A 20,673-nucleotide genomic window follows, 5' to 3' on the forward strand; every position below is an offset into this window, starting at 1 on the left:
TCGTCCCCGAAGGAGAAAACCCGTGTCCGCAGACAACGAACCGAAAGCGCAGGGCAGGCCGGCGCCGAGCACGCTGGCGGAGGCGTTCGCCCGCAGACCGGCGCGGCCGGCGCGTGGTCTGATGCCCGGGAGGCGCGTGTGGACCACGCTCGGGGCCGTGGCGAGCGTGGCCGCGGTGGTCGGGCTCGTCGCGGTGGTGACGCAGGGCGGCTCGGGCGGCGGCGGGGCGAGCACCGTCGCGGCCGCGCCGGAACCGGTCTTCCAGTACCAGGTGCCGACCGACCCGGCGTACGGCAGGCCCGCGACCACCGGGTCCGGCGGTCCGTCCGCGTCCGCGAGCACGCCGGCCGCCACGCCGTCCGGCAACCCGGCGCCCGAGCAGCCCGCGGCACCGGGGGCCCCGGCGCCGCCGGCCGCCGGCCCGCCCGCGCAGGACCCCGCATCCCAGGCGCCCCAGGCACCCGCGGCCCAGGCTCCGGCGGCACAGCCGCCCGCGCGGCAGAACCCGCCGGCGCCCGCCGCGCAGCCGCCCGCGCAGACAACCAGGCCCCCGGCGGCCCCGGCGCCCAAGGCGCCGGCACCGGCCCCGCCTCCGCCACCGGCGCAGCCCGCGCCGCAGCAGCCCACCTTCCCGGGGGTCCCGTTGCAGAACCCGGCCTCGGGGAAGTGCCTCAGCGGCTCGGCGGGTTCGGACGGCACGCACGTGATCCTGTGGGGCTGCAACGGCAACGTGAACCAGAAGTGGGACATCAAGTCCAACGGCACGATCCAGATCAAGGGCGTGCTGTGCCTGGACGCGGCCTGGGGCGGCACGGCGAACGGCACCGTCGTGCAGATCGCCTACTGCAGCGGCAACCCGGCGCAGCAGTTCACGCTCCGCGGCAACGCGCTGTACTCCAGGACCGCCGACAAGTGTGTGGACGTCGCGAACCGGGCGACCAACGACGGTGCGGAGATGGTCCTTTGGGACTGCCACGGCGGCTCGAACCAGATCTGGGTGCGCCGCTGACCGGACGGCCGGGCGGCGCCTGACCGGCACGCGCGCCGAATCCCGGCGGGCAACGGGCCCGGTGCCTGGTGGTCGACGTGTGGGACGGCGACGGCGTCACATGCCGTCCCCGTCCCAGCGGCCGAGGGAGCGGCTGCGGACCGGCAGGGTGGACAGAATCGGCGGGAGCGGCCGATCGACGCCGCGCTTCCACGGGCGGCCCACGCCCCAGTTGTGGGCGTGGTCGTCGATACGTTCGTCGGGGTGCTCCAGAGTTTTGGGCGCGGGCCAGCCGAGGGCGGCGTGGGAGTGCGCAGACGCTTCGGCGGCTCCGGACTCGTGGCTTTGGCCGTGGCCGTGGCCGTGGCGGTGGTGGCCGGGGTCGGATGCGGTCCCGGGTGCGGTCTCGCGGCCGTGGTCAGGGCTGTGGTCGGGGCCGTGGCCCTGGCCCAGGCGGGCGAGGTCGAAGGCCGTCGCCATGGCGACAAGGCTCTGGTCGCTGCCGGTGCCGTGCTGCACGTAGTCGGTGTCCGGCGCGCCCCGCTCCTTTTGGAAGTTGAGGGCGGTGCGCAGCACCCGCAGGTCGCCGTCGGTGCGCCGGCTGCCGCCACCCGCGATGTCGTGGGAGGAGTACGACCAGGTCATGCGTCCGCCGTCCGGCGCGTAGTTGACCGCGTCGCCGCCCCAGCGGACCCATTCGTTCTGGGTGTACCAGTTCTCCAGTTCGCCGTCCGACCGCATGAGCCAGGTGGTGCCACCCTCCATCGCCACGAAGTGGCCGTGCTTGACCCGGGCGGGCCGGAAGAAGTAGGTGCCCGCGTCCAGGTCGCCGAAGTTGTAGGCCATCTTGCCGTCGAGGGTGTACGCCTCCTCGTAGCACGGGTGGTGCGCAAGACGGTGGTCCGCCCAGCCCTCCTGGGCGTACACGAGGCGCGTATAGAACCCCGAGACCGGGTCGACGTGCAGGTACTTCACGAACAGCCCGGGCATGGGACCGGCGTTCGGCACGGCCAGCCAGTCGCTCTCGGCGGAGGCCCGCACGGTGATCTCGCCGCGGGCGTCCGGCCATCCGGGGTCGGAGGCGGAGTCCACGGCGTCGAACCCGGCGTCGCCGTACTCGCGGTAGTGCAGGATCCGGGAGCCCTCCGTGAACCGGAGCGCCTTCGCGGGCACGCCTTTCGGGGCGTGGACGTAGCCGCCCTTCCCCAGGACCTGGTCCCCGTACCGCATTTCGCCCTCGAGGACGTAGTACTCGGTGTCCGCGTGGTGGACGCCCGGGCCGCGCCCCCACTCGGTGTGGAAGTCGACGCGCAGCGACGAGGACCCGTCCTCCTCGTCGACGGACAACCGGCGTTCGCTCGCCCGGCCTTCGCCGCCCGGCAATTCGGCGCGGTGCCAGATGTAGTCCTTCTCCTGGATGGTCTCCACGTGGGGTCGCATGCCACGTCCCTTACAGAGTCGGTGTGTTCTGCGTGTTCCTCGGGTTCCGCTTTGTCTGACAACGCAGGTTGCACGGCCCGAGTCGCAGCCTGCGCCGCCGGTGTTCCGATCCGATGCGCTTCGCCCGTCAACAGCGCCGCAGGTACGCGCCGGTCGGCGTCCCCGCGACCTCGCCGTCCCGGTACGCGACGCTTCCGCGCACGACGGTGTGCACCGGCCAGCCCGTCAACTCGACGCCCTCGAAGGGGCAGTGGTCCTGACCGGAGCGACACAGCGCGGCGGTTACGGTCTGCGTCCTGTCGAGGTCCACGACGGTCAGGTCGGCGTCGAACCCGGGCAGGAGGTTCCCCTTGCCCGCAAGGTTGTACGCCCGGGCCGGGGCGGCCGAGACCGCCTCGACGATCCGCGGCAGCGGGATGCCCCGCTTGAGGTGCCCTTCCGAGAGCATCACCGGATACAGCAGGGCGGTTCCCCCGAAGCCCGGGGCCGCGGGCCAAAGCCGGTCGCCCTTCAACTCCTCGGCACAGCAGGCGTGGTCGGAAGCCACCCAGTCGATGTCCCCGGCCGCGAAGCGTGCCCACAGCGCCTCGTTGTCGGCAGCGGTGCGGATGGGCGGGTTGACTTTGCCGCCGAGACCGCCGCGCGCGTCGAGTGTGTCGTGGTCCAGGCACAGGTGGTGCAGCGTCGTCTCGAAGCGCATGTCCGTATGCGGGTAGGCGAGCCGGGCCTGCACCGCCGCGTCGATCGCGTCGGCGCCGGAGAGATGCAGCAGGTTGATCCGCGTGCCGGTGTGCGACGCGATGGCAGTCGCCTCGCCGATCGCCACCCGCTCGGTCAGCGGCGGGCGTCCCTCGTGGTACGCCCGGAGCGTCTGCGGGTCCCCGGCCGCCTGCACGCGGTCGATGAACACCCGCATCAGTTCGCTCTGTTCGCAGTGCAGCGACAGGGACAGACGCAGTTGCGGGTTCGCGTCCTGGGCCGCGGCAACCTGCTCCATGAGCAGCAGCAGGTGGCCGAGGTCGTACTCGTCGCCCATGGTGAACGCGCGCGCGTCCCGGCTGTTCGAAGCGAGGTCGAACCCCTTGTAGAACATGTAGTACTTGAACGACGTGACGCCGTGTTCGCGGACCAGGTACGGGATTTCCCCGATCTGCCCGACCGTCATCGGGGCGAGGTGGAACCCGTAGTCGGTCCAGGCCTCGCCGGCCACCGCGGCGAGGACCTCGGGAAAAATCTCGCGGTACGGGCCGGTGCGGTTCAGGTAATGCGTGCCGGTGCGGAAGTACGAGACGACGGACGTGGCCCCGCCGACGAGCGACGACCGGGTCTCCTCGTACGCGTCGAGCCCGAGGTCACGGTAGATGCCGATGTGGAAGTGGGCGTCGACGGCGCCCGGGAGCACGACCATGCCGCGGGCGTCCAGCACGTCGTCGGCCCGCGAGACCGGGATGTCCGCGGCCAGTGCCGCGACCTTGCCGCCGCGTACGGCCACGTCGGCGCGCAGTTGCGTGCCGCCGGGGAGCACGACGGTGCCGCCTTTGACCACGAGTTCGTAGTGGGGCATGGCGCGTTGCGTCCCCCTTCGTACCGCAGAAGCAGCAAGAGTCGGTGCTGGTGCTGGTGCTGGTGCTGGTGCTGGTGCTCGTGCCGGTGCCGGTGCCGATGTCGCAGCCGGGGCCGGAGCCGCAGCCGGAGCGCAATTGTGAGACAGCGTTCCGGACAATGGAATGCCCCGGCTAAGATGACGATACGACCGTTGACCGGGTCGGCCAAGGGTGACGGAGGAGAAGCCGTTCCATGACGACCGAATCGCGCACGGCCGACGGACCCCGCGACCCACCGCTCGCCGGGGTGCAAGTACTGGATGCGGCAACGCTGTTCGCGGGGCCGATGGCCGCGACGATTCTGGCGGACTACGGCGCCGACGTGGTCAAGATCGAGCACCCGAGGCGCGGCGACCCCGTCCGCGACCACGGCCCCGGCAAGGACGGCGTGGGCCTGTGGTGGACCGTTCTCGGGCGCAACAAGCACACGGTCGGCCTCGCCCTCAACACGCCGGAAGGCGCCGAGATCATGCGGCGGTTGGCCGCCGGCGCCGACGTACTCGTGGAGAACTTCCGGCCGGGCACCCTGGAGCGCTGGGGGCTCGGCCCGGAGATCCTGATGGCGCTGAACCCGCGGCTGGTCGTCGCGCGCGTGACCGGGTTCGGGCAGTTCGGACCGTACGCCTCCCGACCCGGCTTCGGCACTCTGGCCGAGGCGATGAGCGGGTTCGCGGCGATCACCGGCACGCCCGAAGGCCCGCCCACGCTACCGCCGTTCGGCCTGGCCGACGGAATCGCGGCGCTCGCCGCGGCCCAGGCGGTGATGACCGCGCTCTACGAACGCGACACCCGTAGCGGCCGCGGCCAGATCGTCGACCTGGCCATCATCGAACCCATCCTGTCGATCCTCGGGCCGCAGCCCATCGTGTACGACCAACTCGGCATCGTCCAGGAGCGGACCGGGAACCGCTCGGTGAACAACGCCCCGCGCAACACCTACCGGTGCCGGGACGGAAAGTGGGTCGCCGTCTCCACGTCCGCGCACAGCGTCGCCGAGCGCGTCATGCGCCTGGTCGGGCATCCCGAGGTCGTCGGCCGGCCGTGGTTCACCTTGGGCGTCCGCCGAGCCGCGCACGCGGACGAACTCGACGGGTACGTCGCCGCCTGGATCGCGGAGCGCGATCTCCCCGACGTCATGGCCGCGTTCGAGGCGGCCGAGGCGGCGGCCGCGCCGATCCACGACATCGCCGACGTCTTCGCCGATCCGCAGTACCAGGCGCTCGACACCGTCACCACGGTCGAGGACCCGGTCCTCGGTCCGGTGCGCATGCAGAACCTGCTGTACCGGCTGTCCCGGACTCCCGGCCGCATCGCCTGGACCGGCCGTCCGCACGGCGCGGACACCTATCGCGTGCTCGGCGAACGCGCGGGACTCGGCGCCGCGGAACTGGACCGGCTCGCCGAGGCGGGTGTGATCGCGGGGGAGAAGCCGTGACCCGCGGAGCGTCCGGGGTGCCCGGGGTGCCCGCGGTTTCCAAGGTATCCGGGGTGTCCGAGGTGTCGCGGGTGCGAACCCACGTTCAGGAACTCGCCCGCTTCGCCGTCGCGTGCCGGGACGAGCCGTTGCCCGGGGAAGTGACCGCCGATGTCGTGCACCGGGTCCTCGACGTGCTGGGCAACTGCCTGGCGGGGCGCGCCGAATCCGAGGGAGCAGCCGCCCCCGATGCCGCCGTGCTGCGGCTCGTCGACGGCTGGGCCGGGGTCCGCGAAGCGACGGCCGTCGGGTCCGGCGTGCGCCTGCCGGCGCCGAACGCCGCACTGGCGAACGGGACTTTCGCCCACCTGCTGGACTTCGACGACACCCACCTGCCGAGCGTGTTGCACCCGTCCGCCAACGTCGTGCCCGCGGCCTTGGCTGCCGCAGAAGCCGCGGACGCGCCGACCGCCGTGCTGCTTGCGGCAGTTGCGGCGGGCATCGAGGTCGCCAATCGTCTGGGCATGGCGTCGTACTCCGCCGAACTGGGCAACTCGGTGTTCTTCGACAAAGGCCTGCACGCGACGTCGATTTGCGGTGCGCTCGGGGCGGCGACCGCGGCGGGCCTGGCGTACGGTCTGGACGCCGAAGCGCTGGCGTCCGCCGTGGGCATAGCCGCCAGCATGGGTGCCGGTCTCTTGGAGGCGAACCGGACCGGGGGCACGGTCAAGCGGGTGCACTGCGGCTGGGCGGCCCACGGCGGAGTCGTGGCCGCGGCACTCGCCCGCGAGGGCGTCACCGGGCCACCCACGGTGTTGGAGGGCCGGTTCGGCTTCTTCAACGCCTACCTGGACGGCAAGTACGACGCTGCCGCCCTCACCGGCGACCTGGGAACGCGGTGGGAGTTGCTGCGCACCTTCTACAAGCCCTATCCCAGCAACCACTTCACCCACCCCGGGATCGACTGCGCGCTGGCCCTCCGGGCCCGCGGTCTCTCCGCGGACGAGGTCCAGCACGCCGAACTCGGCGTCGCCGAACCCGTATTGCGTACCATCGCCGAACCCCGTGCGCTGAAGATCCGGCCGACCACCGGGTACCACGCGAAATTCAGCGGACCGTACACCGTGGCTCGTGCGCTGCTCGGGGGCGGCGGACTCGGACTCCACCTGGACGACTTCTCCGAGGATGCGCTTGCCGACCCGCGCCTGCCGGACCTCGCGCAGCGCGTGACGATGGTCGCGGACGAGTCGGCGACAGCCCGATTCCCGGACTCCTTCGCCGCGGTGCTGCGGGTCACGACGTGCGCGGGCAGGGTTCTGGAGCACCGGGTCGACTGTTCGCGGGGTGGGCCGGAGCATCCGTTGTCGCGCACGGAACTCCTGGCGAAATTCCGCCTCAACGCCGTACGCGCGCTGCCTCCGAACCGGACGGAACGCCTCTTGGCCGCCGTGGTCGCGATGGCCGAGGGCAACGTGGACTACCGGCACGTGCTCGACCTGACGATGCCCGCCGATTGACGTCGGGGCGGAGCCCGCACGGCCGACGCCGTGCCGGACGTTCTGGGGGCGGGACCCGGGGCGGGACCCCGCGGGGCGGGTCGCATCGGCGGGATCCCGCACGATCCGGCGGATCAGTCGGTCCGGTCGGTCGGCTGGGTCAGGTCGGGCGGCTCGGGCCGGGGGCGGAGACCCGCCAGGCGGGCTGCCGCCAGCGTACGCCGGGCGCCCCGTACGACGGCCAGGTCCACCATGCGTCCGCGCCCGTCGACGAACACCCCGTTCCCGGAGGCAATCGCCGCCTCATGGCCCGCGACCACCGCGTACGCACGCTCGACTTCCCCGGGCGTCGGGGTGAATACCTCGTTGACCGTGGCGAGTTGCGCCGGATGGATGCACGCCCGGCCGGCGAATCCCAGGCGCCGCAGCGCGACTGTGGACTCCCGCAACGCGCCGAGGTCGGTGTAGTCCGTGCTGACCGGGCCGACCGGCGGATCGATCCGGGCGGCTGCCGACGCCAGCACGACCTGGCTGCGGACCCACAGCAGTTCGCGCTCGTCCGGGCCCGGCTCGACGCCGATGTCCGCACACAGGTCCGCTTCGCCTATCTGAAGGCGCAGCACGCGGGGCGTCGCGGCAATCTCCCGTGCCGCGAAGACGGCCGCCGCGGACTCCAGCAGCGGAGACAGCGCGATCCGGCCGTCCTGGAGTCCGCGTTCGGACTCCAGAGCGCCGATCAGCCAGGAGACCTCAGCCACTTCGGCAACCGATTCCGTCTTGGCCAGACACACTCCGGCCAATGCGGGGCCGACCACGGCCGCCAGGTCGGCGCGACCGACGGCGCCGGGGTTCACACGCACCCACAGGGCGGGTTCAGCTGCCACGGGGGCCGGGCGTTCGGCGAGGAAGGCCGCCACGGCGGCGCGCGCCCTCTCCTTCGCGGCGGCCGCGACGGAGTCCTCCAGGTCCAGGATGAGCGCGTCCGCCGCGCGCGCGACGGCCCTGCGCAGGACCTCGGGCCGGTCGCCGGGCACGTACAGATGGGAGCGTGGCGCGGCGCCCGCTGGGGTGGTCATCCGGTCCCCTCCTCGACGGACGTACTACGCGCCCGTGCCAGTCCTGGGCGTTGTGGGAGGCGGAGGGGGCACGGTCGCGGAATCGGGAGCCGAAGGGGAACCAGTGCGGAAGCGGTCAGGGATGCCGGGCACGGCGCCCGCGCGCCCGAACGCGCCCGCGCGCACGAGGTCCGCGATTCGTTCGTCGGAGCATTCGGCGACCTGCGTCAGGACGTACTCGAAGTCCTCGTTACGGCGCGGCGCACGGCCGTCGGGCCGCGGATCCGGGCCGACCCGGACAGCCGTGCCGGGAAGGCGCATTCGCCCGTAGCGCGGATGCTCCGTCGTCACGACCATGTCGCGGGCGGCGGTGTGCGGGTCGGTGAGCGCGTCCGGGACGGTGTTGACCGGGCCGCAGGGGACGCCGACCGCGGACAGGGCGTCCAGCCACGCCGCCGCCGGTCGTGTGCGGAACAACGGCTCCAGCAGCGCCAGGAGTTCGCCGCGGTTGCGCTCGCGGTCGGCGAAGGTGGCGAACCGGGGGTCCTGCGCCCATTCTTGGTGTCCGACGACCTCGGTCAGCCGCTGCCAGAACTTCTCCTTCGGGCATCCGACGACGATCCAGGCGTCGGCGGTGCGGAAGAGCTGGAACGGCACGAGGGAGGGATGCGAGGAGTGCCGCGTGCGGCGGGGCTCGTACCCGGCGTTGAGGTGCCAGGCGGCCGGGTAGTTGAGCAGCGACAGCGCGGTGTCGAAGAGGGACACGTCGCAGTCCATGCCGGTGCCGTCCCGCCGGGCCGCGTGCAGACCCGCGAGCAGCGAGACGGCCGCGACGAACCCGGCCGAGTAATCGACAAGCGACAGGCCGGACTTGGCAGGCGGGCCGTCGGGTTCGCCGGTCACGTCCATCCAGCCCAGCAGACCCTGGAGGATGTAGTCGTACCCCGGTTCCGCCACGCGCGGACCGGTCATGCCGAACCCGGACAGCGAGCAGCACACGATGCGCGGGTTGAGGTGCTTGAGGTCGTCGTACGTGATGCCGATCTTGGCGGGCACGTCCCCGCGGAGATTGGAGTAGACGGCGTCGGAGGCGCGCACGAGTTCGTCGAAGACGGCGCGGCCGGACGGCGAGGCCAGGTCCAGCGACAGGCTGCGCTTGTTGCGGTTGAAGACCTCGAAGAAGAGCGAGTCCTCGCCCTCGGCGTACGGCGGCACGTATCGGCCGACGTCTCCGGCGACGGACGGGTCCTCGATCTTGATGACCTCGGCCCCGAGGTCGGCGAGGTGCAGCGAACCCCACGGCCCGGCGCCGTACTGTTCCACCGCGATGACGCGCACGTCCTCCAGGGGACGCCTGCCGGGCGCCATCAGACGGCCGCCGCGGGGGCGGTGGCGGTTCGGCCGACGAAGTCGTGGGGGAATCGCCCGAGTTGGGCGGTGGGGCGAACGGTCATGTGCGGCGTCCCTCCCGGAGGCGGCGGCGGACGGCCGCCGACCTGCCGCCATGGTAGGCACTGTTCCACCAGGCGCTCAAGCGTTCCGGAAGGGCAAACCCCGGGGAGACCAAAGGGTTGCGCAGGCCGGTGTTCCGCTCCGTGGAACAACGATCGCGTCGTGGCTATGATGGCAGCCCGTCCTGCCCGAGGAGCCACAGGTGCCCGCAGCCGCCGCCGACGTCGAGGAAACGACCGGCAGATCCATTGCCGCCGTCGAGCGCGCGATCGATGTGCTGCTGTTCTTCGGACGCAGCGGCCGCCCCGACCTGGGCGTCACCGAGATCTCCCAGGAACTGGGCATCACCAAAGGCGCGGTGCACCGGATCCTGACCGCGCTGCGCAGCCGCCGCCTGGTGACCGCCGACCCGACGACGCGCCGGTACGCCCTGGGTCCGGCCGCGGTCGCGCTGGGCCGCGCGTACCTGGCCCGCACCGACCTGCGCATGCTGGCCGCACCGGAGTTGCGCCGCCTCGCCGAGACATGCGGCGAGACCGCCACATTGTCGGTGCGCCGCGGCGAGACCCGGCTCTACGTCGACCAGGTGCCGCCGAGCAGCGAGTTGCGCATCGAGGTCCCGCTCGGAACACCGTTCCCACTGCACGCCGGGGCGTCGTCCAAGGCCATCCTCGCGTTCCTGACCGAGGACGAGATCGACGCGTACCTCGGACAGGCGAGGCTCGAGGTGCTGACCGAGCGCACCGTCACCAACGCCGCCGCGCTGCGCAAGGAGATCGGGCTCATCCGCAAGCGCGGGTACGCCGCCTCGTCGGGGGAGCGCCAGGAGGGGGCGGCCGCCGTAGCCGCGCCCGTACTGGACCACGACGGGTGCGTGATCGCCGTGGTGAGCCTGGCGGGACCGCAGTTCCGCTTCCGGCAGCGGGCCTCCGAGTACGCCCAGCACGTGGTGGACGCGGCGAACCGCGTGTCCGCGGAATTCGGCCACGGTCTCGTCGGCACCGACTGAGGCACTCGCCGCCGCCCAGCCGACTCGTCGGCCCATCGGCCCCTCGCTGCCGCCGGCCCCGCCGCCGCAGAGCCGTGACCCAAGGCCCTTTTCGGGCCTGCCGCGCCGCGTTGCGGAGGCAGCCACGCCCTGATGTAGTCGATTTATTCAGTTTTGTCACCCGGGCGTATGGCGAAAGCGGGATCACCATGGACACCGAGCCGACCCCAACCCTCGACGGCATCTGGCGGGAACTCGCGCGCAGCGCGTGGCAGGCGGTGTTCATCACCGGCCTGCTCTCCCTGGCGCTCGGCATCGTCGTCCTCGTCTGGCCCGGCCCGTCGCTGCGCGTCGTCGGCGTGCTGTTCGGCCTGTACCTCCTGGTCAGCGGCATCTTCCAACTGGCCTCGGCGTTCGGCACGCACACCACGACCGGGATCCGCGTGATGGCTTTCATCAGCGGCGCGCTGTCGATCCTGCTGGGCCTGTTCTGCTTCCGCGGCACGCTCCAGTCGATCTTCCTGCTCGGACTGTGGATCGGCATCGGCTGGCTCTTCCGCGGCATCGCGGAGGCGATGGCCGCCGCATCCGCCCCCGACATGCCCGGCCGTGGCTGGCACGGCTTCCTCGGCGTCGTCACCGCGGTCGCGGGCGTCGTGCTGGTGGTGTCCCCGTTCGAGTCGGTCTCGGTGCTGACCGTGGTGGTCGGCTGCTGGCTCGTCGCGGTCGGGATCGTGGAGATGATCACGTCGTTCCGGATCCGGCGCGAGGCACACCGCGTGTCCGCCGAGTGGAGCGCGCAGGGCGCCGGGGCCCGGGTCGACTGACCCGGGCGGCATCCGCCGCGCGTACGGGGGCGCGTACGCGTCAGGCTCCGGCGGCCAGTGCGGGCACGCCTGGTCCGGTGAGCACCTCAGGCGCCACTGGACGCCCGGAGACGGCGAGCAGCAGGGCCAGCGCGGTTCCGCGTACCTCGGGACCGTCGCCGATCACGAGGTCGGTGTCCGTCGCGGTCAGGCGTACCCGCGCCACCAACTCCTTGGCCCCGCCGAACGACGCCGAGGTGCGGGTTTGCAGGCGCACCGCCCGGACGACGGCGTCCTCGTGGTACGTGTGGCCGATCCCCAGCGGCCGCCGGATGTCCTCGCCGTGCACGACCTCCTCGACGAACCGGGTGTCCAGGGGCGCCGGCGGTGCCGACGTCCGCGGGGCGGCGGCGCGGAGGCGCTCCAGGGTCTCCTGCGGGGTGGCGCCGCGTACCTGCGCGATGCCGCGGGCGTTCTGCTTGTCGAAGTCGAACCGGGCGCGCACGAAACTGGTGACGAAGTTCAGGCGCGTCGTCCGGGCACTGTGCACGAGATGCGCGGCGACGTCGTGCACGGTCCAGCCGTCGCACAGCGACGGCTCGTCCCATTGCGCGTCGTCGAGCCGACCGAGGTCGTCGACCAGCGCCGCCCGCTCGGCGTGCACGATCGACCAGACTTCGTCGTCCTTCACGGCTGCTCCTTCGCCCGCCCACAGTGTCTGCCATCCATGACTCGGACGAGGGTGGAAACTCATCGCACCGGCGTGCCGAAACACCGGCGCGGGCCGTGCGACGCACGGCATGATCTGTCCGGGCGCCCGCGCCCGTCCGAGATCCGCCTGCCTTTCGGCCGCCTTTCCGAGGAGTACGCGCGTGCCCGCACACGACCGAGAGGCGGCACAGGCCCGCGCCGTGCTGCTGCGCGTACTCGACGGTTTCGACGCCGAGCTGGCCGACGTCGAGGCGCGGGTGGCCAGGCTCGGTTCGCCTGCCGCAGCGGTGTCGCGCACCTTGGCCGCGGCCGGCATCCGGGATGCCTGGCGGGCCGCCCCCGACCCGACCGATCTCTTCCTCGACCCGACGCCGGTCGGGTGGTTCACCGCACAACTCGCGCAGGCCCGCGCGTGCCTCCCGGCCGGGCCGGGGGAGGGCTTCGGCCCGGACGCCTCGGGCCGGTACACGGCCCCGTGCCTGTTCGACCCCCACCACGCCCCGGCCGAAGTGAGCGCACTGTGGCAGCCGTCGCCGCAGCTGCTGCCTCGGCCGGTGCCGTGCTGTGCCGAGGACGCCGCGCGCCTCGCCGCCGGTCAGCCGCCACGGGCGCGCGAGTTCGCGACCGAGCGCGGCCCGCGCCCGCTGTGGGCCTGCGGCGATCGCATCCAGGTCTTCTGGCTGCTGGGGCACTTCACGCTCGCGGGCTGGGAGCGGCTGGCCGCGGTTTTCGCCCACACGGCACTGGCGTCGCCGCTCAACTACGTGATGACCCATCAGTGGTCCGACGACCACGACTGAGTACCCGGGCCGCGCGGGCCGCCCGAGTCGCCTGAGCCCGAGTCGCCCGAGCCCGGGTCGCCCGAGTGGGCCGAGCCGGCCAAACAGGCCGACTCACCGGGTCAGCGGACCGGGGGCGGTTCCTCGCCGGCACCCGGAGTGCTCGATCCGTCGGGTCGTCGTGTGCCCGGAGCGCCGGGCTCGTCCGGCCGCCGGGTCGCCTGGTCCGCACTGGTACGCACGGGGCTGACCGACGGGTCGGACTGCCACTCGTGGGTGTCGGCGCGCCGCTGCGCCCGTGCCTGCAACTCGGCGTCGGTCGTACGCTCCATGCCCAGCCGGCGGCGGGTCCGCGGCCAGCTCGCCGCAAGGGCGAGTCCGGCGCAGAAGATGAGTGCGATCGCCAGCCCGGACACAAAGATCGCCAGGCTGTTGAGGGTGACTATGTCCTGGTCGAACATGCTCACGGTGTACTCGGGCCCGCCCGAGGTGTTGTACGCGATGAGCAGCGCCGCGAACGCGGCGGCCGCCGCTGCGATGAGGAGTCCAACGAAGATCATGGCTCTTCTGCTCTCTTGCTCGCTTGCTCTGGGCTCTTGGGGTGCCCTGGATGGTCTGGGGCCTCTTCGGTGCGTCCGGTCCGTCCGGCGCCTTCGGTGCCCGACCCGCGGCAGGCCCTGTGCGGCACGCGTCGGCCCGTCGGTCTGCCACCACGGAGCCGGCCGTTCGCCGGCCCGTCGCCGCGCGGCTACCCGCTGACGCCCGACCCAAGCAGCCGCGCGGCACGATGCGGAGATCGCATGCCGCGGAGGCGTACGGGTGGCGACGCTGTCGTGAGCGGCGACAACTCCGGCGAAGCCACTGCGGCGGAGCCGCCTTCGCGCGATGCCGGGACCTGCCTGACCGTGTGGGTGGCCCTCGCGTCCGACATCCTCATCGCAACCGCGAAGGCCGTCGCGGGTGCGGTGGCCGGCGCCCCCGCGCTGCTGTCCGAGGCCGCGCACTCGATCGCGGACTCCGTCAACGAGGGCTTCCTGCCGGGGTGGCTCAGCAGGAGCGAGCGTACGGCCGACGTCGAGCACCCCTTCGGATACGGCAAGGAACGCTACTTCTGGTCCCTGCTCGCCGCCGTGGGCATCTTCGTGATGGGCTGCTTCTCCTTCTTCCAGGGTTTCGAGGCCCTGCGGGAGAAAGGGCGAACCGACGACCGGGGCGTACATCGCGGGCATGACGGTGCTGGGCGTTGCGCTGCTCGCCGAGGGCGGGTCGCTGCTGCGCGCGCTGTTCCAGCTGCGCGGCCAGGCCCGCCGCGCCGGGGTGCCGCTCTCGCGGCAGGTCCGCGAGGCCGGCGACCCGACGCAGCGGACCGTGCTGGCGGAGGACGGCAGTGCGGTCCTGGGTGTGTTGCCGGCCATTGCCGGTCTCGGCCTGCACTCCACGCTGCTCGCGGCGCGCATCGATCTGGCGGACGGCCTGGACAGCGCCGCGGTCGAGGCGATGTCGGTTCGCCTCATGGAATCCATCCGGTCCGCGTGGCCGCACGTGGACCAGGTGTTCCTGGACGTCACGCGGGCCGGCACCGCCGATCGGCAGGCCGCACGCCGCTACCGGGCCTCGCTCGACCGGGCGATCGACGACCGTGGCGGTGACCGTGACCGCGGCTAGGAGCGGAGGCGTCGTCACCGGGGGGCCGTGGAGGACACGTGTACGGCGCCGTCGAGCGGGCAGCCGCAGAGCGCCGACCACGACCCGCGGCTCAGCAAAAGGCACAGCAATCGGCACAGTGAGGAGCGCAGGGCTCATGACCAGCCACGACGACCGGGTCCGCTATTTCGAGGCCTTCCATCGGCACGACTTCAACAACGACGGAGTGCTGAACTCCGAGGAGCTGATGGCGGCGTTGCAGGACCTCGGCCGCGACGAGGAGGCCGCGGGCACCGAGCACCTGCTGCGCACGTACGACGCGGACGGCTCGGGCTCCATCAGCTTCGACGAGTTCCTGGCCTTGATGGAGAAGGCGGGGACCGAGACGAGCCCGCAGGCGAGCACCGACGTCTGGGACGCCCGCCGCGAAGACGACGAGAGGACACGCCCGTGACCACGCCGCCGGACCCCGTCCCCCCGAATCCCACTCCCGCTCCCGGCCCGGGGCCGGGACCCGAACCGGGCCCGCTGCCCGGACCCGTCCCCGGCCCCGGCGGCCCGGACCCCGTGCCGCCCGCGCCGCCGCAACCTGGGCCGGACCCCGAGCCCCCGCCCGCGCCGCGTCCCGAACCGGGTCCGAACCCCGGCCCGCTGCCCGGTCCCGGTCCGGCGCCGGAGCCGGTCACCTGAGCCGGTCACCTGAGCCGGGTCACTGCACGGGTCGCGCCCGCTCGGCGGGCCTCGGCGGTCACCTGAGCCGGGCCGTCGGGCCGGGTGCACGAACAAGGCAACCGAGGCGAGGCATCTGAGCTTGTCTTCGGAGGGCGACCGCGGACAGCCGCAACCGGACCGTTGCTCCGAACGGTCGACCCCCGCTCGCCCCACCGGGTGAACGGAGCGGTGTCGGGTCGACCACGCGTACGGGCGTCGCGATCATGGCCGGTGTCCGACCACCCGCGAGGGAAGCGGGCATACGTCCCGCCGTCCCGAACTGCCCGCTCAGGAGCCTTCCTTGCACCTTCGCCGCGCGACCGCCTGCGCTCTCGCCTCCGCCGCCGCCCTCGTACTCGCCACCGCGGGCACCGCCACCGCCACCGCGGCCCCCGTACTCCGGAACCCGTGCGGCTTCTACGAGACGAGTTCCGACGCGTACTACAACCACTGCACGTCCGACGGCTCGCGCATCGTGATCACGGTCAGGGTGGCCCTGGCGCCCGACTACGAGCGCTGTGTCGCACCGGGCCGCACCTGGCTCGGCCCGGCGGACAAGATCCAGGGCGCGCACTACACCGGCCGCCTCTGCTGACCTGATCCAGGTCCCGGTCGACCGGCCCGGAGAAACGGCTTTGGGGACCGGGCGGGGAGCCGTGCGCATGTGCTGCGCGGCTTCCTGCCCGATCCCCAATCTGCTGCCGTTGCCGGTGTGTCAGCCGACCGCCTTCTTCACGAGGTCGGCGATCCGGCGCTCGTCGGCGGCGGTGAGCTTGGTGAGGGCGAACGCGGTCGGCCACATGGCGCCGTCGTCGAGGGTCGCCACGTCGTTGAAGCCGAAGGTCGCGTACCGGGCGTTGAACTTCTGCGCGCTCTGGAAGAAGCACAGGACCTTGCCGTCCTTGGCGTAGGCCGGCATGCCGTACCAGAGCTTCGGGGCGAGCTCGGGGGCGCTCTTCTTGACGACGGCGTGGATGCGCTCGGCCATCTCGCGGTCGGAGTCCTGCATCTCCGCGATCTTCGCGACGACCGCAGCCTCGGCCTCGGCGGCCTTGTCCGCGGCGGAGCCGCGGCGGCGCGAGGTCGCCTTCATCTCCTGGGCGTGCTCCTTCATGGCGGCGCGCTCTTCGGCGGTGAAGCCGTCGTACGACGGGTCGGCCGAGGCGGCGCGCTTGGCGGTGGACTTCGTGGTCTTCGCGGTGCCGGTCATGATTGATCTCCTTGGAAGTGATCCGCGGGGGATGCCAGTTCGGATTGGTGTGTTTTTGGGGCTTTGTCAGTGATTGTTGGTAGTACCCAGGAGCGTCGGAGATTGCTCCCGCACGTCATCCCCAGGCGCCGGCGATCTGGCGCGTCGTGGCATTGAGCCGGTTGAACATGTTGGTGACGCCGATCATGAGGATGATCGCGGCGAGCTGCTTCTCGTCGAAGTAGGTGGCGGCCGCGTCCCAGATGTCGTCGCCCACCGCGTCGGGCCGGTCGGCCTGTCGCGTCGCGGCCTCGGCCAGCGCAAGGGCGGCGCGCTCCTCGTCGCTGAAGTACGGGGTGTCCCGCCACGCGACGACCGCCGCCAGCCGCTCGTCGCTCACGCCGGCGCGGCGGGCGCTCTTCGTGCCCCCGTCGACGCACGCGCCGCAGCCGTTGATCTGACTGACCCGCAGGTGCACCAGCTCCAGCGTCTGCCCGGGTACGCCGCCCGAGTGCACGGCCTTGAAGATCTCCTGGATCGGCTGCATCGCGCCGGACAGCACCATCGCGGGGTTCTGCATACGAGGCTGCATCTCGGTGTGCTCCACTTCTGGTCCCGGATCCGTTCGTCGGATCCGTTTCTCCGGTTCGGCCCCGTTCCCCCGGGGTGTGCCTCCATCACAGCCGGGCCGCCGCCGCACGGCGACGGCCGTGGGACACCGTGGGACAGCCGGAACGGGCTTGACCAGCGACGATGCGGGCCCGAGAGTTTTCCTGAGTACGGGACAGAGAGGCGTGATCCGGTGGATGAGCGACCGCGTGGGACAGCAGCCGACCCGCAGGAAGAGCTCGCGGCGCGGTTGCGCGGCCTCCAGGAGCTGTCGGGTCTGGGCGTACGCGCGCTCGCCCGCGATGCCGGCCTGAGCTCGTCGTCCCTGTCGCGCTACCTCGGGGGCCAGACCGTGCCCCCGTGGCCCGCGGTGGTCGCGCTCTGCCGTCTCGTCAAGCGCGACCCCCGCCCGCTGCGCCCGCTGTGGGACCGCTGTTCGAACCCGCTGCCCGCGCCCCCGAAAGCCAGTCGGCAGGTGCAGCCCCGGCCGCGCAACGACCTGCCGCGCGACGTACCCGACTTCACCGGCCGCGAAGCCCCGCTCGCCGCGGTGCTCGCCGCCGTCGACAGCCACCGCGTGGTCGCCCTCGACGGAATGGCGGGCGTCGGGAAGACCTCCCTGGCGGTGCACGCGGCACACCGGCTGGCCGAGCAGTTCCCGGATGCCCAGCTGTACGTGGACCTGCACGGGTTCACCGAGGGGCAGGAACCGCTCAGCGCCGATTCCGCGCTGCGCATGCTGCTCGGCGCGCTCGACGTCCCGTCCGAGCGCGTCCCGCAGGAGGGCCTGGAGCAACTCGCCGCGTGCTGGCGGTCGGAACTTGCGGGCCGGCGGGCGGTGGTGGTCCTCGACAACGCCGTCGACGCCGAGCAGGTCCGCCCCCTGCTGCCCGGCGCCGGCCCCTCCGTCGCCCTGGTCACGAGCCGCAACCGGCTGCTCGGCCTCGACGAGGTGCCCCCGGTGTCGCTGGACGTGCTGAGCCCGGAGGAGAGCGCCGAACTACTCGCCCGGGCGAGCGGTGATCCCACCGGACCGGAAGGCCGACTGGCCCGCGACCCCGAATCCGCCGCCGAGGTGCTGCGCCTGTGCGGCCACCTGCCGCTGGCGCTGCGGCTGGCCGCGGCCCGGCTGCGCCACCGGCCGGGCTGGACCGTGGGCATCCTGGCCGAGCGGCTGTCCCAGGGCACCGGCGAGGTCGACGCCGCACTGGCCATGTCGGTACGGCAGTTGGACCGGGCGCAGGCCCGGCTCTTCCGCATGCTCGGGATCCTGCCGGGGCCGTCGTTCGACGAGTACGTGGTCGCCGCGGTTGCCGACGTACCGGTGCGTACCGCCCGGATCATCCTCGAAGACCTGCTCGACGCGCACCTCGTCCAGCAGCCGACCGTCGGCCGCTACCGGCTGCACGACCTGGTACGCGGGCACGCCCGCCAGACCGGTGCCGAGCAGGACGCCCCGGCCGATCGGGAACGCGCCCTGGGCCGGATGCTCGACTTCTATGTCCACGCGACCGCCGCCGCGGACGCCGCGCTGGCCGCGCTGTCGCCCAGCCGCCCGCCCTCGGCAGGCCGGCCACCGGCCGAACTGCCGCCGTTCGCGGACAAGAACCAGGCGCTCGCCTGGCTGGTCGCGGAGTACGAGAACCTGATCGGCGTCTTCGAGACGGCGGCCGCGATCGGTGCCGACACGCACGTGTGCGAACTGCCGCGCTTCATGCGCGCCTACTTCGCGCGCCGCTGCGGCACGACGCATCTCAACTACCTGTTCGAGCGGTCGCTCGACGCCGCACGGCGCCTGGACGACCCGCTGCACGAGGCCGAGGCGCAGAGCGACTTGGGCTTCGCGCGCTACAACGCGGGCCGGATGGCCGAGGCCGTCGCGGCGTACGAGGCCGCCGAACCACGGCTGTCGCAGGTCGGGGCCACCCGAGGGCAGGCGGAACTGGCCATGCGGCGCGGCTATCTGACGTGGGATCAGGGGTACGCGGAGGAACCGCTCGAATTCTTCCGGCTGGCCGGGAGGTCGTACGAAGCCGCCGGCTGCCCGACCGGCGCGGCACACGCATCGGCGTCCGAGGCATGGGCGCTGCTGCAACTGGGACAGCGCGAGGAGGCGGCACGGTTGGCGCGCGGCGTCCTGGACATCCCGACCGCGGACCCCGCATGGCCGCCCACCTTCACCGCCCGGATCACGCTCGGCGTGGCCGTCGCCGACGACGAACCCGCCCAGGCGGTCGAGCACTTGCAGCAGGCGCTGGACCTGGCCCGGTCCGACGGCCACATGAACAACGAGGCGTGGTGTCTGAACTGCCTCGGTGTCGCACTCCGGCGGATGGGCCGGTACGACGAGGCGCTCGCCCGGCACCGCGAGGCGTTCGCCCTGCTGGACAAGCTCTTCGAGGAGCACTGGAAGGTCCGCTTCCTCAACGGCTACGCCGAGACGTGCCGACTGGCCGGGCTCACCGACGAGGCCCGCCGGCTGTACGCCCACGCCCTGGCGAAGGCACCCGAACTCGGCTACCGACACGAGGAAGCACAGGCCCACGAGGGCCTGGCGGTGCTGCTCGACGCCTCGGATCCGGCCGCGGCCGCCGAACACCGGGAAGCGGCACGGGCCCTCGTACACGAACTCATGCCTAGCGCGGTCTGACGACCCCGCCGCAAGGCACCGCCGAAAGGCGGTGCCGAGCGGTGGTGCGTCATGCCGGGCTACGGGTCTACGGGGCTACGTGGTGCCCGCGACGGGTGGTGCTCCGCGGAGCTACGCGGTGCCCAAGGCCTGGGCCAGGGTGAGCTTGCCGGTCGCGATGTGGATCCCGCGCGAGACGATGCGCGCTTCGGTCGTGTCCAGGGACGACAGGCGCGTCAGCGGTACGGGGCCGTCGTCGTGCAGCGAGCAGCACAGCAGGAGCAGGGTGCGCAGCGGCCCGTCCTGGTAGGGGGACTCCGGCCGGGTGACCAACTCGCGCAGTACGGGCCACCGGACGGTCGCGTAGCGGCCGTCGTCGGACCATTCGAGGCAGAGCGCGTACAGATCCGCCTGGCGTACGAAAGAGCCCTCCTCGGTGAGGATGTAGGCCGTCGCCTCGGCCGCCGGTTCGCCCTCGGCGGCCCGGTACAGCGCCGCCTCGATGACCTCCGAGGAGAGCGCGGGAACGGCGGCGCCCGGCTGCGACCGCTGGCGGCGCACGCGTGCCCCGTCGGCCTTCGTCTCCGTCGCGGCCCTGCTCCGGCGCCGGTCGCCGCTCACGATGTGCTCCCGGTGCCCGGTGCGAGCCTCCGCACGATTCCCACGGCCATTCGTATCGGCCCTTCCCGCCCCGTTCCCTGCCCTGATCATGCCCCTGATCATGTTCCGAGCCCCGCGCGAACAGCGCGGCGCCCCAACGGAGTAAAAACAGCAGGGGCCCGGAATGTTACTACGCGGAAGCACACGAACGACCGCAGAATCGCGGAGTCGTGCCGCCCAGGTCGCAGCGGCTCAGCGGACGTTCCGGTCGGAGCGGTTCATCCAGTAGAGCTGCTTGTGGTGGCCGCCGGTGGCCTCGACGGCCGCGAGGCGGGCGCGCGCCTCGTCCTCGGTGTCGTACGACGCGATGAGGAACCGCGCCCCGTTGTCGTCCTGCCGCCAGACCTGCCATCGAACCGGTGTGTCCATGGCGGAAATTGTGGTGCAGAGGACCCGGCCGCGGTACGCCCGCCCCGGGCGTCGAATCGCGCGGATATCCGCCGAGCATGCGCGAGATCGGCGAGGCGGTCGGCCTGTCGAGCACGCCCTCGGTTCGCA

The 20,673-nt window shown here is 72.4% G+C and carries 21 protein-coding genes and 1 pseudogene; 12 read left to right on the forward strand and 10 right to left on the reverse strand.

What is annotated here, in order from left to right:
* The first annotated feature begins 22 nt into the window (after positions 1-22).
* The gene (locus AB0C36_RS16370) at positions 23-1,009 is read left to right on the forward strand and encodes an RICIN domain-containing protein (RefSeq protein ID WP_358354362.1); all 987 of its coding nucleotides are present in this window, start codon (positions 23-25) and stop codon (positions 1,007-1,009) included.
* A 96-nt stretch (positions 1,010-1,105) separates the two neighbouring features.
* Here AB0C36_RS16370 and AB0C36_RS16375 read toward each other — a convergent pair whose 3' ends face one another.
* Together AB0C36_RS16375 and AB0C36_RS16380 are read right to left on the reverse strand one after the other, a co-directional pair.
* The gene (locus tag AB0C36_RS16375) at positions 1,106-2,428 is read right to left on the reverse strand and encodes a DUF4437 domain-containing protein (RefSeq protein ID WP_358354364.1); all 1,323 of its coding nucleotides are present in this window, start codon (positions 2,426-2,428) and stop codon (positions 1,106-1,108) included.
* Positions 2,429-2,555: 127 nt separating this feature from the next.
* Positions 2,556-3,992 (reverse strand): dihydroorotase, encoded by a 1,437-nt coding sequence (locus AB0C36_RS16380; protein WP_358354367.1) that lies wholly within the window; start codon positions 3,990-3,992, stop codon positions 2,556-2,558.
* A gap of 44 nt (positions 3,993-4,036) precedes the next feature.
* On the opposite strand from AB0C36_RS16380, the gene AB0C36_RS16385 reads away from it, so the two are divergent.
* From AB0C36_RS16385 to AB0C36_RS16395, 3 genes are all read left to right on the forward strand, one after another.
* Positions 4,037-4,168, forward strand: a complete 132-nt coding sequence (locus AB0C36_RS16385) for a hypothetical protein (RefSeq protein WP_358354370.1) — start codon at positions 4,037-4,039, stop codon at positions 4,166-4,168.
* A 57-nt stretch (positions 4,169-4,225) separates the two neighbouring features.
* Positions 4,226-5,467, forward strand: a complete 1,242-nt coding sequence (locus AB0C36_RS16390) for a CaiB/BaiF CoA transferase family protein (protein WP_358354373.1) — start codon at positions 4,226-4,228, stop codon at positions 5,465-5,467.
* A gap of 71 nt (positions 5,468-5,538) precedes the next feature.
* Entirely contained in the window at positions 5,539-6,963 is a 1,425-nt protein-coding gene (locus AB0C36_RS16395) for an MmgE/PrpD family protein (RefSeq protein ID WP_358354376.1), read from the forward strand.
* A 113-nt stretch (positions 6,964-7,076) separates the two neighbouring features.
* Here the strand turns inward: AB0C36_RS16395 and AB0C36_RS16400 are convergent, their stop codons facing one another.
* Both AB0C36_RS16400 and AB0C36_RS16405 read right to left on the reverse strand, forming a co-directional pair.
* Entirely contained in the window at positions 7,077-8,018 is a 942-nt protein-coding gene (locus tag AB0C36_RS16400) for an HpcH/HpaI aldolase/citrate lyase family protein (protein ID WP_358354379.1), read from the reverse strand.
* 24 nt (positions 8,019-8,042) lie between these two features.
* Entirely contained in the window at positions 8,043-9,335 is a 1,293-nt protein-coding gene (locus AB0C36_RS16405) for a CaiB/BaiF CoA transferase family protein (protein ID WP_358354382.1), read from the reverse strand.
* A gap of 316 nt (positions 9,336-9,651) precedes the next feature.
* Between AB0C36_RS16405 and AB0C36_RS16410 the strand changes: the two genes are divergently transcribed.
* Positions 9,652-10,458 (forward strand): IclR family transcriptional regulator, encoded by an 807-nt coding sequence (locus AB0C36_RS16410; protein ID WP_358354385.1) that lies wholly within the window; start codon positions 9,652-9,654, stop codon positions 10,456-10,458.
* A 188-nt stretch (positions 10,459-10,646) separates the two neighbouring features.
* Entirely contained in the window at positions 10,647-11,264 is a 618-nt protein-coding gene (locus AB0C36_RS16415; RefSeq protein WP_358354388.1) for an HdeD family acid-resistance protein, read from the forward strand.
* A 40-nt stretch (positions 11,265-11,304) separates the two neighbouring features.
* On the opposite strand, the gene AB0C36_RS16420 is transcribed toward AB0C36_RS16415, so the two are convergent.
* Positions 11,305-11,934, reverse strand: coding sequence for a maleylpyruvate isomerase family mycothiol-dependent enzyme (locus AB0C36_RS16420; protein WP_358354391.1), 630 nt, complete (start codon positions 11,932-11,934; stop codon positions 11,305-11,307).
* A 181-nt stretch (positions 11,935-12,115) separates the two neighbouring features.
* On the opposite strand from AB0C36_RS16420, the gene AB0C36_RS16425 reads away from it, so the two are divergent.
* Positions 12,116-12,754 carry a hypothetical protein gene (locus AB0C36_RS16425; RefSeq protein WP_358354394.1) on the forward strand — a complete coding sequence of 213 codons (639 nt, stop codon included), beginning with the start codon at positions 12,116-12,118 and terminating at the stop codon, positions 12,752-12,754.
* Positions 12,755-12,855: 101 nt separating this feature from the next.
* Here AB0C36_RS16425 and AB0C36_RS16430 read toward each other — a convergent pair whose 3' ends face one another.
* Positions 12,856-13,293, reverse strand: coding sequence for a hypothetical protein (locus AB0C36_RS16430; protein ID WP_358354397.1), 438 nt, complete (start codon positions 13,291-13,293; stop codon positions 12,856-12,858).
* Positions 13,294-13,533: 240 nt separating this feature from the next.
* On the opposite strand from AB0C36_RS16430, the pseudogene AB0C36_RS16435 reads away from it, so the two are divergent.
* The 3 genes and pseudogenes from AB0C36_RS16435 to AB0C36_RS16445 all read left to right on the forward strand — a co-directional run bounded on the left by AB0C36_RS16435 (position 13,534) and on the right by AB0C36_RS16445 (position 15,683).
* A pseudogene (locus AB0C36_RS16435) lies at positions 13,534-14,398 on the forward strand (cation diffusion facilitator family transporter).
* A gap of 136 nt (positions 14,399-14,534) precedes the next feature.
* The gene (locus AB0C36_RS16440) at positions 14,535-14,831 is read left to right on the forward strand and encodes an EF-hand domain-containing protein (RefSeq protein WP_358354400.1); all 297 of its coding nucleotides are present in this window, start codon (positions 14,535-14,537) and stop codon (positions 14,829-14,831) included.
* A gap of 558 nt (positions 14,832-15,389) precedes the next feature.
* On the forward strand, positions 15,390-15,683 hold the full coding sequence (locus tag AB0C36_RS16445; protein WP_358354403.1) for a DUF6355 family natural product biosynthesis protein: 294 nt from the start codon (positions 15,390-15,392) through the stop codon (positions 15,681-15,683).
* A gap of 120 nt (positions 15,684-15,803) precedes the next feature.
* On the opposite strand, the gene AB0C36_RS16450 is transcribed toward AB0C36_RS16445, so the two are convergent.
* The gene (locus AB0C36_RS16450; RefSeq protein WP_358354406.1) at positions 15,804-16,298 is read right to left on the reverse strand and encodes an iron chaperone; all 495 of its coding nucleotides are present in this window, start codon (positions 16,296-16,298) and stop codon (positions 15,804-15,806) included.
* A 115-nt stretch (positions 16,299-16,413) separates the two neighbouring features.
* Positions 16,414-16,869 carry a carboxymuconolactone decarboxylase family protein gene (locus AB0C36_RS16455; protein WP_358354409.1) on the reverse strand — a complete coding sequence of 152 codons (456 nt, stop codon included), beginning with the start codon at positions 16,867-16,869 and terminating at the stop codon, positions 16,414-16,416.
* 210 nt (positions 16,870-17,079) lie between these two features.
* Between AB0C36_RS16455 and AB0C36_RS16460 the strand changes: the two genes are divergently transcribed.
* Positions 17,080-19,536 (forward strand): tetratricopeptide repeat protein, encoded by a 2,457-nt coding sequence (locus AB0C36_RS16460; RefSeq protein ID WP_358354412.1) that lies wholly within the window; start codon positions 17,080-17,082, stop codon positions 19,534-19,536.
* Between the two features lie 111 nt (positions 19,537-19,647).
* On the opposite strand, the gene AB0C36_RS16465 is transcribed toward AB0C36_RS16460, so the two are convergent.
* The gene (locus tag AB0C36_RS16465) at positions 19,648-20,136 is read right to left on the reverse strand and encodes a hypothetical protein (protein ID WP_358354414.1); all 489 of its coding nucleotides are present in this window, start codon (positions 20,134-20,136) and stop codon (positions 19,648-19,650) included.
* 231 nt (positions 20,137-20,367) lie between these two features.
* Positions 20,368-20,544, reverse strand: coding sequence for an SPOR domain-containing protein (locus AB0C36_RS16470; protein WP_358354417.1), 177 nt, complete (start codon positions 20,542-20,544; stop codon positions 20,368-20,370).
* Between AB0C36_RS16470 and AB0C36_RS16475 the strand changes: the two genes are divergently transcribed.
* The coding region (locus tag AB0C36_RS16475) for a LexA family protein (protein ID WP_494410251.1) at positions 20,535-20,673 on the forward strand (139 nt) is incomplete at its 3' end. The two genes, AB0C36_RS16470 and AB0C36_RS16475, sit on opposite strands and share 10 nt — an antisense overlap.

Source organism: Streptodolium elevatio (genome assembly GCF_040649515.1).
GTDB classification, from domain to species: Bacteria; Actinomycetota; Actinomycetes; order Streptomycetales; family Streptomycetaceae; genus Yinghuangia; species Yinghuangia elevatio.